This is a genomic window from Novosphingobium sp. BL-S-20, assembly GCF_055521635.1.
On record NZ_CM145494.1, the window covers coordinates 263,244 to 276,116 of the forward strand.

The window sequence follows — 12,873 nt, forward strand, 5'->3', positions numbered from 1 at the left end:
CCGGTTCATAGGCACGTCAAGGAATGCCGTCGCATTAGGAGATTGGTCCTTGGCCAGCAACTTGGAAGGGCCGCCCCTCGCGATCGAGGCGCAGGGTCTCGTCAAACGCTTCGACGGGTTCACGGCGGTGGACGGCGTGGACCTTCGCGTGCCGGTGGGCGCGGTCTACGGCATTCTCGGCCCCAACGGTGCGGGCAAGACCACGACCTTGCGGATGCTGCTGGGGATCATCGATCCCGATGCGGGAAGCCGCCGAATCCTCGGCGCCGAGCGGCCCCATGACGTCGCCCATGCCATCGGCTACCTGCCGGAAGAGCGCGGCCTCTACCCGGCGATGAAGGCCACCGAGGCGATCGCCTTCCTCGGCGCCCTTCGCGGGCTGCCGCTGAAGGAGGGCCGCCGCCGCGCGCGCGAACTGCTGGAGCGGCACGGCCTCGGCTATGCGGCAGACCGGCAGATTCGCCAGCTTTCCAAGGGCATGGCGCAGCAGGTGCAGATTCTCGGCACGCTCGTCCACCAGCCCCGACTGGTGATCTTCGACGAGCCGTTTTCCGGGCTCGATGCGCTGAATCAGGGCAAGCTGGAGCGGATGATTCGCGGGCTGGTCGAGGATGGAACGACGGTGATCTTCTCCACCCATGTCATCGCCCATGCCGAGCGCCTCTGCGACGACGTGGCGATCATCGCCGGGGGCAAGGTGCCCTTTGCCGGTCCCGTCGATGCCGCGCGGGATCGCATTCCCCAGCAGGTCCGCCTCGAAACGCGGGAGTGGGACGGGCAATGGCGCAAGGCTCTGCCCGAAGATGCCCGGCGCGAGGGGACGTTCTGGAGTTTCTCGCTGCCGGAGGGCGGTGTCGAGCCGCTGCTGCGCGCGCTTATCGAGGGCGATGCGGGCATTCTCTCGCTGTCGATCGAGCGGGCGGGGCTGCACGATGCCTTCGTCGCCATCGCCGGGGAGGCGGCAGCGCGGGCGCTGGAAACGGGCGGCGAGCAGGAGGCCATGCGATGAGCGGGCGTCTTTCCGTCCTCGCCGCCGCCTGGGTGGTCGCCCGGCGCGATTTCACGGCGATCCTGTTCAGCCGCAGCTTCTTCTTCTTTCTGCTGGGGCCACTGTTCCCGGTGGTGATCGCGGTCCTGGCGGGCAGTCTCGGCTCGCGTGTCGATGCCAGCCAGGAGCGGCCGGTGCTCGGCGTCGCGATGGCGGCTGCCGACGTGCAGGCGCTGGAACGCGCCCGCGCCCGTCTCGCGCCCGCGCTCGACGACGAACTGCCGAGGCTGGCGGTAGTACGCAGGCTGGCGGAGGGCGAAAGCTACGATCCCGCACAGGCTCTTGCACCGGGCAAGGCGAAAGTGGCGGCGATGCTGACCGGCTCGCTGGAGAGGCCGGTGCTGACCGGACCCGGCGGGTTGATCGAGGCATGGCGCGGGCCGGTGGCGATGCTGGCGGCGCAGGCCCGCTCGGGAACGGTGCCTGCCTATCCCGCCGTCGCACTGAAACCCGTGGCGCGCAGCGATGCCGCCGAGCGCAAGGGCCGCTTTGCTACCGCGCAGGGCGCGCAGACGCTGCTGTTCCTGCTGACGATGATGCTGGCGGGCATGGTCCTGTCCAATCTCGTCGAGGAAAAGGGCAACAAGATCATTGAGGTACTGGCCGCCGCCGTGCCGATGGACGCGGTGTTTCTGGGCAAGCTCTTCGCGATGCTCGGCGTCTCGCTGGTCGGCATCGCGACCTGGGCGGCGACGGCGGGGCTGCTCTGGCTTGGCGGCGGTATCACGCCCGAGCGCCTGCCCGATCCGGCGGTCGGCTGGCCGCTGCTGATCGGCCTCGGCGTGGTCTACTTCGCCATGGCCTATCTGCTGCTCGGCTCGGTGTTCCTGGCGATCGGTTCGATGGCGACGACTGTGCGCGAGGTGCAGACCCTGTCGATGCCGGTGACGATGGCGCAGCTCATGGTGTTCTTCTTCGCCAGCTTCGCGATGACCCAGAACGGCAGCGTGGTGGAAATCGCTGCCGTTCTGGTGCCTTTCAGTTCGCCTTTCGCGATGCTGGCGCGGGCGGCGCGGGAACCGGCGCTCTTGCCCCATGTGCTGGCGATCGGCTGGCAGGTGCTCTGGGTGGCGCTGCTGGTGCGCGGCGGGGCGCGCCTGTTCCGCTCGCGGGTGATGAAGTCTGGACCGGCGGGGAAGGCGAAGCGATCCGGGCGCTGGTCGTTGCGGCGCGGCTGAGAGCCGCGACCGCTGGTACGGACGGCGGGACTCGAACCCGCACGATCAAGGATCAAGGGATTTTAAGTCCCCTGCGTCTACCATTCCGCCACGTCCGCACAATGATGGTTCGCGCGATCTGGCAGATCGCGCGCGCCGGGGCAACCGGGATGAACGGGTTATGCCGAACCGATCCTCACATCACTCGACATTGAGGCGGGCGCGCATTTCCTTGCCGGGCTTGAAATAGGGGACGCGCTTCTCCGGAACGTCCACGCTTTCGCCGGTGCGCGGGTTGCGTCCGGTGCGGCCTTCGCGGTGCCGGGTGGAGAAAGCGCCGAATCCGCGCAGTTCCACGCGGCCGCCATCGGCCAGACGCTGGGTGATCTCGTCAAAGAAGGTATCCACCGCGCGCTCGACATCTTCGGCGCGAAGCTCGGGGTTCTCCTTGGCGAGCGCGAGCAGCAGTTCGGATCGGATCATCGCGTGCTTCCCTTTCAAAATGCCCTTCGGAAAAATCCCGAGATCGAAAACGCAGGCCACTGGCGAATCATAATATTTCACGTGACCCGGCTTCGTCTTCCCAAGAAAATGCCATTCCGGTGCCTTTTGCGCAATGGCTCTCCAGAGGTAGCGAAATCTCGAGGATCGTTCCTTTGTGGGACGCCCGTTAGCGTGTCTGCCGGGCATTTACACCACCGATTTGGCCGCTAACGTCCGCGCTTTCAAGCTCGCGAAACAGGCTTTCGGGAGAAGCCTGGCAGGCGACAGGCCTTCGGGGCGACAGGATTGAAGAAGGGCGCATGAAAGATATCGCAACCTGGAACGAGGGGGACTGGATCGCCGCGATCGGCGCCGTGCTCCTCTTTGCCGTGCTCGCCATCGGCGGCGTGATCGCCACCCGCAAGAGCGAGGAATTCGTCGGCCACCCGCGTGGCCTCTTCGTGCTGTTCTATGCCGAGATGTGGGAGCGCTTTTCCTACTACGGCATGCGCGCGCTGCTGATCCTCTATCTCACCAAATTCTGGCTGTTCAATGACGGCAGCGCCAATCTGGTCTACGGTGCCTATACCAGCCTGGTCTACATCACCCCGGTGCTGGGCGGCTATCTGGCCGACCGCTATCTCGGCCAGCGCAAGGCGGTGCTGTTCGGCGGCATCGTGCTCGCCGTGGGCCACTTGTTCATGGCCTACGAGGGCATCCAGGGCGCGACCGACCCGCTGGTCAAGCAGGCAGACCCCGCGATCAACGTGTTCTGGCTGGCACTGGCGCTGATCATCGTCGGCTCGGGCTTCCTCAAGGCGAACATCTCGGTGATCGTCGGCCAGCTCTACAAGATGACCGATTCCCGCCGCGATTCGGCCTACACGATCTTCTACATGGGCGTGAACACCGGCGCCGCGCTGGGCACGATCCTGGTCGGCTATCTGGGCGAGACCATCGGCTGGTCCTGGGGCTTCGGCCTTGCGGGCATCGGCATGGTGCTCGGCCTGCTGATCTTCGTGGCGGGCAAGCCTGCGCTCAAGGGCCGGGGCGAGCCGCCCAAGCCGCTGGCGAAGAAGGGCGAACTGACGCTCTACGCCATCGGCATCGGTTCGGTCGCGGTGATCTGGTTCCTGATCCAGTATGTCAGCGTGATCCAGTCGCTGCTGGTAGTCTCGGGCATCGCGATGCTCGGCTACACGCTCTACGAAGCCTTCAAGCTGCCCAAGGAACCGCGCGAGCGCATCTTCGCGATCCTGTTCCTGATCGCGCTGAACCCGATCTTCTGGGGCCTGTTCGAGCAGGCGGGCGGTTCGCTGAGCCTCTATACCGACAAGTTCGTTGACCGCGGCGGCGTGCCGACCAGCCTGTTCCAGTCGATCAACCCGATTTACATCGTGCTGTTCGGCCCGATCTTCGCCGCGCTCTGGCAGTACCTCGGCAGGAAGGGCATCGAGCCTTCGGCGCCTGCCAAGTTCGGCCTTGCGCTGATCCAGGTCGGCCTCGGCTTCCTGGTCTTCGTCTGGGGCGCGAGCACCGGTAATGCGGCGGCGATGACGCCCGTACTCTTCGTGTTCCTGATCTACGCCCTGCACACGACCGGCGAGCTTTGCCTGTCGCCCGTGGGCCTTTCGGCGATGACCCGCCTTTCGCCGCTGCACCTCGGCAGCTTCATCATGGGCGCCTGGTTCTACATGACCGCCGTGGGCAACTTCGTGGCGGGCAAGATCGGCGAGGCGACCGGCGGCGAAAGCGGCGTGATGGACAAGCAGGTGACGCTGGACATCTATTCCACGATCGGCTGGACCACGATTGGCGTCGCGGTCGTGGTGCTGGCGCTCTCGCCGCTGGTGAAGCGTTGGATGCACCTCGACACGCTGGAAGACCGCACGATCGACCGCGACCTCGCAGGCCAGAACGAACTGGGCCTTGAGGCGCAGGAAGCCGGTTTCCACCCGGAACCGAAACCGCACTGACATCAAACCGGCCCGGTGGACCAAGGTTCGCCGGGCCGGACTCTATTAGAGCGTTTTCTAATCAGGTGGGATCACCTGATGACTCGGAAAACGCGGAAACCAAAAATCCTAGAACAGGGGAATTACGACATGAGGGTATCGCCGAAATGGCGGCGCTGGTCGTCCACGCTCGTGCTGGGCGCGGCGCTGGCGCTGGGCGCGACGGGCGTCGATGCGAAGAAGCAGGACAAGAAGGCGGCACCGATCGTCGCCGATCCTTATCCGTCCACCTACAAGTCCTATCCGGGCACGCCGACCGCACTCGTCGGCGCTACCGTCTATGACGGGCGCGGCGGCCGGATCGACAACGGCGTCGTGCTGTTCAGGGACGGCAAGCTGGTCGGCATCGGCGGCGCCGACATGGCGATCCCCGAAGGCTTCACCAGGATCGACGCCGCCGGCAAGTTCGTGACCCCCGGCGTGATCGACATCCACTCGCACCTCGGTGTCTATCCCTCGCCCGGCGTCGACGCGCTGGCGGACGGCAACGAGATGACCAGCCCGACCACGCCCGATGTCTGGGCCGAGCACTCGGTCTGGCCGCAGGACCCCGGCTTCACCCGCGCTCTGGCCAATGGCGGCGTCACCAGCCTGCAGATCCTGCCCGGCTCGGGCAACCTGATCGGCGGCCGCGCGGTCACGCTCAAGAACGTGCCGAGCATCACCGTGCAGGGCATGAAGTTCCCCGGCGCGCCCTATTCGCTGAAGATGGCCTGCGGCGAGAACCCCAAGCGCGTCTACGGTTCGAAGGGCCAGAAGCCCTCGACCCGGATGGGCAACATGTCGGTCGACCGTCAGGCCTGGATCGACGCCCGCAAGTACATGGACGGCGACCATTCCGAGCGCGACCTCGGCAAGGACACGCTGGAAGGCGTTCTGAAGGGCGAAATCCTCGTCCAGAACCATTGCTACCGCGCCGACGAGATGGCTCAGGTGATCGATATGTCCAAGGAAATGGGCTACAAGGTCACCGCCTTCCACCACGCCGTGGAAGCCTACAAGATCGCCGATCTCCTGCGCGAGAACGACATCTGCACCGCCGTCTGGGCCGACTGGTACGGCTTCAAGATGGAAGCCTACGACGGCATTCCCGAGAACGCCGCGCTGCTCGCCAATGCGGGGACTTGCGTGGTGATCCACTCGGACGATGAGAACGGCATCCAGCGTCTCAACCAGGAAGCCGCCAAGGCCCAGGCCGACGGTCGCCGCATCGGCATCGACATTCCCGACGCCAAGGTCATCGGCTGGTTCACCTACAACGCCGCCAAGACCATGGGCATCGGTGAGAAGACCGGCAGCCTCGAAGCGGGCAAGATGGCCGACGTGGTGCTGTGGAACGGCAATCCGCTCTCGGTCTATTCGCGCCCCGACAAGGTGTGGATCGACGGCGCCCTGATGTTCGACGCGCAGGACGCCAAGCGCCGTCCGGTCAGCGATTTCGAACTCGGCCAGCCCGGCGAAGGAGACGTGAAATGAGCCGCCGCGCCCTCATCATCGCCGCTCTCGCAGCGGTAGCGCTTCCTGCCATGGCCTCGGCGCAGGACTTCGCGATCACCAATGCCACCGTCGCTACGGGTGACGGCAGTGCGCCGGTCGAGCACGGCACCGTGCTGGTGCGCGGCGGCAAGGTCGTCGCTGCCGGAGCCGGTGTCGCCGTGCCCGCCGGGGTGCAGAGCGTGGACGGAACCGGCAAGTGGGTCACGCCCGGCCTGTTCTCCGCGATCACCGACCTCGGCCTCTGGGATGTCGAGGCGGTTTCGGACAGCAACGACACCGAGGCCGGCAAGTCGCCGTTCAATGCCGCGCTCGACGTGGCCCCGGCGATCAACCCCTCCAGCGAGCATATCGCGATCAGCCGCGAAGGCGGCGTCACCCGCGCCAGCGTGGCGCCGGTGAACGGGGCTTCGATCTTCGCCGGGCAGGGGGCGCTGATCGATCTCGGCACGGGCGTCGATCTGGTGAACAGGCCGCGCGCCTTCCAGTTCGTGGAACTGGGCGAGGCCGGGGCCAAGCTCGCGGGCGGCAGCCGTGTCGCCGCCCATGTCGCGCTGCGTAACGCCTTGCGCGAAGCACGCGATCTGGCGACTGCGCCCACTGCCCCGCGCAGCAGCGATGCCATGCTGACCCGCGCCGATGCCCTGGCGCTGGCGCCGGTGCTGGATGGCCGCCAGCCGCTCTATGTCGGCGTCGAACGTGCTGCCGACATCCGCAGCGTGCTGGCACTCAAGAGCGAGTTCCCCAAGCTGAACCTCGTTCTCGTCGGCGCGACCGAGGGCTGGCTGGTGGCGAGCCAGATCGCGGCTGCCAAAGTGCCGGTCATCACGATGCCGCTGCGCGATCTGCCCTCCAGCTTCGAAAGCCTCGCGGCGACGCAGTCCAATGTCGGGCGGATGAAGAAGGCGGGCGTCAAGGTCGCCATCGGGCTGTTCTCGGGCGGCAACCAGCCGCGCTATGCGCCGCAGCAGGCGGGCAACCTCGTGGCGCTGAACAAGCTGCCGGGCGCGGCGGGCCTGACCTGGGGCGAGGCGCTGGCCGCGATCACTTCGGTTCCGGCCGAGATCAGCGGCATGGGCGGAAAAGAGGGCGTTCTGGCGCCGGGCGCCGTGGGCGATGTCGTCGTCTGGGACGGCGATCCGCTGGAACTCTCCTCGGCGCCGGTCGAGGTCTATATCGACGGCGTGAAGCAGCCGCTAGACAACCACCAGAGCCGTCTGAAGCAGCGCTACAAGAGCCTCGATCGGACCTATCTGCCCAAGGCTTACGACTGGTAAGCCGCTGGCAAAGTGCCCCCGTTTCGGCGGGGGCACCCTTTCCTTACGCGCCGCCCCCGAGTGCGCCCCCGAGCGCAATCGCCTCGTCCAGCCCGAGCGCTTCGCGGAAATCCGCATCGTGGCTGACGCAGACCACGGCGCCGTCGTAGCCGCGCAGGGCTTCTTCCAGCATCTCCACCGAGGCGAGGTCGAGGTGGTTGGTTGGTTCGTCGAGAATCAGCAGCCACGGCACGTCCCTGCGGGTGAACAGGCAGGCCAGCGCCAGCCGCATCCGCTCGCCGCCAGAGAGGCTCGCGATCCCGCGATCCGCCCAGGCATTGCGGAAGCCGAAGCGGGCCAGCGCGGTATGGGCGGCGTGGCGGTCCGTGCCGGGATTGAGCAGCAGATAGGCATCGAGCAGGGTGCCCGAATCCCCCAATAGCGAAACGTGCTGGTCCAGCAGGGCGGTCCGCGCGCGGTCGATATGAATCTCGCCGCTGTCGGGACGGTCCAGCCCGGCGAGCAGGCGGATCAGGCTGGTCTTGCCCGAGCCGTTGGGGCCGGTAAGGGCGAGGCGCTGCGGCCCCCGCAGCACCAGATCGAGCGGGCCGAACAGCTGCCGCCCACCGCGCGAACAGGTGATCCCCCGCGCCTCGATCAGGACATGGCCGGAAGGTAGCCCGCTATGCGGCAGTTCGATGTGGATCGGCGCGAGCACTTCGACCTCGCGGCGGGCGCTGTCGAACTGTTCCTGCGCCCGGCCGACGAGTTCGTCCCCCAGCTTCCGCTGGCGGCCGCTGCTCTCTTCCGCGCGCTGTCTGCGGGCGCCGAGCAGGATCTTCGGATCGCCGCCCTTGGCCGCGTCCTTGCGGCCCTTGCTGTCGCGCCGGGCCTGTTTCTCGGTCTCCTGCTGCTTTTCGCGGCGGGCGTGGCGCAGGGCGTCTTCGCTGCGTTCCAGTACGGCGGCGGCGCGGACACGCTCGGCGCTGCGCCGTTCGTCGAAGGCGTCCCAGCCGCCGCCGACCATGTGCACGCCCACGCCCGTCAGCTCGACGATCCGGTCGGCGCGGCGCAGCAGTTCGCGGTCATGGCTAGCGACGAGCGCGCCGCCGTCCCAGCCGTCCAGCAGGTCGGCGACGACCTTTCGCCCCGCATGATCGAGATTGTTGGTCGGTTCGTCGAGCAGCAGCACTTCCGGGGCGTCCAGCAGCAGCCCGGTCAGCATCAGGCGGGTGCGCTGGCCGCCGCTGAAGCTGGCGAGCGGGCGCTGCGGATCGAGGTCCGCGAAACCGGCCTGCGCCGCCGCCTTCTCGAAGCGTTCGGCCAGAGTCCAGTCGGCCAGATCGAAATCGTCGTCCGCGAACCGGCCTGCGGTGATGCGTTCGAGCCGGGCGAAGTGCTCCGCAAGCCCCAATGCCTCGGCCACGCTGGCGTTCTCGTCGGGGGGAAGCTGGTGCAGCAGGCCGAGCCGCCCGTGCCGCACGATCGCCCCTTCGGAGGTCGGCAGCTCGCCCGCGATCGCGCGCAGCAGGGTACTCTTGCCCGCGCCGTTGCGGCCGACGAGGCCGAGCGTCTCGCGCCCGAGCGAAAAAGTGAGGTCACGGAAGAGCGGGGAACCGTCGGGGGCCGAGCAGGCCACGCGGTCGAGAGTCAGGAATGTCATGCGAACACCGGCAGATAGCGTTTGGGAAAAACGGGCTATGTGCTCAGGCGTTCATCGATCCATTCCTCTGATTGCAGGCCATGTTCTAGCCGAAGCGGCCAGATTGGGCAAGTCAGCTGGCCGGCGTGCAGATCGGGGTGATCTGGAAGATCTGGTTCCAGTTCTTGCCGGTCACGAAAATCCGGCGCGCCGCGCTGTCCCAGGCGATGCCGTTGAGTACCGCGTCCACACCGACCCCGCCCGCCTGTTCGCGCAGGCCTGCAAGGTCGAGCCAGGACGTGACTTTGCCGGTTTTCGGATCGATCCGGGCGATGCGATCTGTCATCCAGACATTGGCCCAGATTTCGCCGTCGATCCATTCGAGTTCGTTGAGATTCTCCACCGGCTTGCCGTCCGCGGTGACGGCGAGCGTGCCGGTCTGGCGCATCGTCGCGGGATCGCGCAGGCGCAGGCTGGCGGAGCCGTCGCTCTGGTAGATCGTATTGCCGCTGCGGGTCATCGCCCAGCCTTCGCCTTCGTAGCGGAACGTGCCCAGCAGCTTCAGCGTCGCGCGGTCCCAGCGATAGCCGATGCCCTCGCGCCAGGTCAGGCTGATGAGCTGGTCCTTCCAGTCGACCAGTCCTTCGCCGAAGACGGAAGGATCGATCTGGGTCTCGCGCACCGGATCGAGCGTTTCCAGCTTGCGCACGACGATGCGGGAATCGCCCTTCTGGCCGGTGCTCTCGTAGAGCAGGCCGCGGTCGTAGAGCAGGCCTTCGGTGAAGGCGCCGGTATCGTGGGGGAAGGCGTTGTCGATGCGGTAGGTGCAGACCGGCAGGTCCTTCGCCTGCGCGGCGGGAACGGCGGCGAGGAGGCTGAACAGGGCGGCGAGCACGATACGAGAGGGAGAATGCATGGGCGCGAGGTGCCGCAAGGGGACGGTGTCCGCAAGGGGGGAGGTAGGGCCGTCGTCCCTGAAGTTCGGAACGACGGCCCCGCCATCAATCCCCGTGATTACGCTCGCGGGTCGATTCCACCATGCCGGGGGCGATGAAGCCGATCGGCGTCACTTCCATGGCCCGCTTCTTCAGCTCGCCCTTCATGCGCTCGTATTCGGCTTCCATGTCTTCGGTCACGGTGGCGCGGCTGTCTTCGAGGGCATCCTCGAAGTCCTCGCGGCGGACCTGCTCCACTTCGGCCCCGCGCTTGCGGATGGCGATGAGACCGGCGCGGCGCACCACGTCCTCCAGATCGGCTCCGGTGAAGCGCTCGGTCCGCGCGGCGACATCGCGCAGGGAAACATCGTCGGCCAGCGGCATCCGGCTCGTGTGGATGCCGAGGATATGCTCGCGCCCGGCCTCGTCGGGGGTGCCGACATAGACCAGTTCGTCGAAGCGGCCCGGACGCAGCAGCGCCGGATCGACGAGGGCAGGGCGGTTGGTCGCGCCGATCAGCACGACCGACTGCAGTTCCTCCATCCCGTCCATCTCGGCGAGGATCGTGTTGACCACCCGCCCCGTCACTTGCGGCTCGCCGCCACCGCCGCCCATGCCGCGGGCGGGCACGAGGCTGTCGATCTCGTCGATGAAGATCACGCAGGGCGCGACCTGGCGGGCGCGGGCGAAGAGGCGGGCGATCTGCTGCTCGCTCTCGCCGTACCACTTCGACAGGAGATCGGACGACTTGATCGAGATGAAGTTCGCCTCAGCCTCCTTGGCGACGGCCTTGGCGAGCAGGGTCTTGCCGGTGCCGGGCGGGCCGTAGAGCAGGAAGCCCTTGGCCGGGCGAATGCCCAGCTTGTGGAAGGCTTCCGGGTTCTTCAGCGGCAGTTCGACGCCTTCCTTCAGCTTGAGCTGCGCATTGTCGAGGCCGCCGATATCGGCCCAGCCGATGTTCGGCACCTGCACCATGACCTCGCGCATGGCCGAGGGCTGGACGCGCTTGAGCGCGGCTACGAAGTCCTCGCGGTAGACCTGAAGGTGGTCGAGCACTTCGGCGGGAATCGTGCGCGCTTCGAGGTCGAGCTTGGGCATGATGCGGCGCACCGCCTCGATCGCCGCCTCGCGGGTGAGGGCGGCCAAGTCGGCGCCGACGAAGCCGTGGGTGGTGCGCGCGAGTTCGTTGAGATCAACCCGCTCGCTCAGCGGCATGCCGCGTGTGTGGATGCCCAGGATCTCGCGGCGACCGGCCTCGTCGGGCACGCCGATCACGATCTCGCGGTCGAAACGGCCGGGACGGCGCAGCGCCTCGTCGATGGCGTCGGGCCGGTTGGTGGCGGCGATCACGACGACATGGGCGCGGCTGTCGATGCCATCCATGAGCGTGAGCAACTGCGCGACGAGGCGCTTTTCCGCTTCGCCGTGGACCTGGCTGCGCTTGGGGGCGATCGAATCGATCTCGTCGATGAAGACGATCGCGGGCGCGGCCTTGGTGGCCTCTTCGAAGACCTCGCGCAGGGCCTTCTCGCTCTCGCCATAGCCGGAACCCATGATCTCGGGTCCGTTGATGGTGAAGAAGTTGGCCTCGCTCTCGTTCGCTACGGCCTGGGCGAGGCGGGTCTTGCCGGTGCCCGGCGGGCCGTGCAGCAGCACGCCCTTGGGCGGGGCGACGCCGAGGCGGGTGAAGAGTTCGGGATAGCGCAGCGGCAGTTCCACCATCTCGCGCAGCTGGCGGATGGTGTCGGTCATGCCGCCGACGTCGTCGTAGTTGACGTCGCCGCGCGCATCATGAGCTTCCTCGAAGACCTCGCGCAGTTCCACTTCGGTGTTTTCGTCGATGTGGACGATGCCGCGCGGGGTGGTCGAAACGACGTTGAGGCGAATCTGCGTCAGGGCATAGGCTGGCGCATTGAACATGCGGCGCAGCTGCGGCGGAATGTCCGCGACCTGCTGCTGGCCGGTGGTGGCGACGAGATCGCCCTGCACCATCGGACGCTGGAAGAAGTTGCGCTTCAGCGCGGCCGAGGGGCCTTGCAGGCGCATGTCCTTCTGCGCAGGCGCGAAGACCACGCGCTGCGCCGGGCGCGATTCGGCCTTGCGCACGGTTACGTGGTCGCCGGAGCCGACTTCGGCATTGCCGCGCTGAAGGCCGTCGAGGCGGATGACCTGAAGGCCTTCGTCCTCGTCATAGGCGAGCACGGCGCGGGCGACGGTGGCCGCCTTGCCGGTGATTTCGAGTACGTCGCCTTCCATCGCGCCGATTTCCGAGAGCGAGGCGCGCGAGAGACGGGCAATTCCCTGGCCGCTTTCTTCCTGACGCGCGGCTGCGACCTGCAGCTTCACCGTCCGTTCGTCGGCTTGGGTTGGGGCGTCCGCCATGGGTGTCCTTTCCATCCTCCCGATTCCGAGCACCGCGCCGGTTCGCGCGGGCCGTCCGGGATGTGGACAGGAACTAGGTACGGCCATCCCGGATTTCAAACCAACCCGCGACCGCTCTGGATGTTTCCGATGGAACTGTTCGGGCAGGCCGGTCCCGGAGGCCGCTGGAAGATTCGCCGACGACGAAGATCGCAGTGTTGGCTGAAACGAAAATGCCTGGGAAAGGCCTCCCGGAACGCCTGTCAAAAAGACAAAAAAAGGCCCGGAAGTTTCCAACCGGGCCGTGAAAGTTTTGGGAGAGGATGCCTGAAAGGCACCGTCTTTATGACCCCGACTCGGTTTTTGTGCAAGTGCGAAATCGCCGGATCGTGATTGCGAAACGTGCAAGCAATGTTGCATGGGGTGTAACTACACGGCGTAATCAGAGTTTGATTGTTATAAAACAATCACTTGAAACTTGA

The 12,873-nt window shown here is 66.7% G+C and carries 9 protein-coding genes and 1 tRNA gene; 5 read left to right on the forward strand and 5 right to left on the reverse strand.

Annotation, left to right across the window (positions count from 1 at the left end; translation table 11 throughout):
* Nucleotides 1–49: 49 nt before the first annotated feature.
* Nucleotides 50–1,009, forward strand: coding sequence for an ABC transporter ATP-binding protein (locus ACZ1II_RS08905; protein ID WP_465146099.1), 960 nt, complete (start codon nucleotides 50–52; stop codon nucleotides 1,007–1,009).
* A complete protein-coding gene (locus ACZ1II_RS08910; RefSeq protein WP_465146100.1) occupies nucleotides 1,006–2,226 on the forward strand; it encodes an ABC transporter permease in 1,221 nt (406 codons plus the stop codon). Before ACZ1II_RS08905 ends, ACZ1II_RS08910 begins: the two co-directional genes overlap by 4 nt.
* Before the next feature lie 13 nt (nucleotides 2,227–2,239).
* On the opposite strand, the gene ACZ1II_RS08915 is transcribed toward ACZ1II_RS08910, so the two are convergent.
* Nucleotides 2,240–2,324 (reverse strand) — tRNA-Leu (locus ACZ1II_RS08915).
* Between the two features lie 82 nt (nucleotides 2,325–2,406).
* Nucleotides 2,407–2,688: an integration host factor subunit beta gene (locus tag ACZ1II_RS08920; RefSeq protein WP_147216404.1), complete on the reverse strand. Its 282-nt coding sequence runs from the start codon at nucleotides 2,686–2,688 to the stop codon at nucleotides 2,407–2,409.
* Nucleotides 2,689–3,008: 320 nt separating this feature from the next.
* On the opposite strand from ACZ1II_RS08920, the gene ACZ1II_RS08925 reads away from it, so the two are divergent.
* From ACZ1II_RS08925 to ACZ1II_RS08935, 3 genes are all read left to right on the forward strand, one after another.
* The gene (locus tag ACZ1II_RS08925; RefSeq protein ID WP_465146101.1) at nucleotides 3,009–4,664 is read left to right on the forward strand and encodes a peptide MFS transporter; all 1,656 of its coding nucleotides are present in this window, start codon (nucleotides 3,009–3,011) and stop codon (nucleotides 4,662–4,664) included.
* Nucleotides 4,665–4,793: 129 nt separating this feature from the next.
* On the forward strand, nucleotides 4,794–6,179 hold the full coding sequence (locus ACZ1II_RS08930) for an amidohydrolase (RefSeq protein WP_465146102.1): 1,386 nt from the start codon (nucleotides 4,794–4,796) through the stop codon (nucleotides 6,177–6,179).
* Nucleotides 6,176–7,474 (forward strand): amidohydrolase family protein, encoded by a 1,299-nt coding sequence (locus tag ACZ1II_RS08935; protein WP_465146103.1) that lies wholly within the window; start codon nucleotides 6,176–6,178, stop codon nucleotides 7,472–7,474. The genes ACZ1II_RS08930 and ACZ1II_RS08935 overlap by 4 nt, the downstream gene beginning before the upstream one ends.
* Nucleotides 7,475–7,517: 43 nt before the next feature.
* On the opposite strand, the gene ACZ1II_RS08940 is transcribed toward ACZ1II_RS08935, so the two are convergent.
* The 3 genes from ACZ1II_RS08940 to ACZ1II_RS08950 all read right to left on the reverse strand — a co-directional run bounded on the left by ACZ1II_RS08940 (nucleotide 7,518) and on the right by ACZ1II_RS08950 (nucleotide 12,412).
* Nucleotides 7,518–9,116 carry an ABC-F family ATP-binding cassette domain-containing protein gene (locus ACZ1II_RS08940; RefSeq protein ID WP_465146104.1) on the reverse strand — a complete coding sequence of 533 codons (1,599 nt, stop codon included), beginning with the start codon at nucleotides 9,114–9,116 and terminating at the stop codon, nucleotides 7,518–7,520.
* Between the two features lie 112 nt (nucleotides 9,117–9,228).
* Complete coding sequence (locus tag ACZ1II_RS08945; protein ID WP_465146105.1) at nucleotides 9,229–10,011, reverse strand: glutaminyl-peptide cyclotransferase; 783 nt, start codon at nucleotides 10,009–10,011, stop codon at nucleotides 9,229–9,231.
* An 85-nt stretch (nucleotides 10,012–10,096) separates the two neighbouring features.
* A complete protein-coding gene (locus ACZ1II_RS08950) occupies nucleotides 10,097–12,412 on the reverse strand; it encodes a CDC48 family AAA ATPase (protein ID WP_465146106.1) in 2,316 nt (771 codons plus the stop codon).
* Between the last annotated feature and the right edge of the window lie 461 nt (nucleotides 12,413–12,873).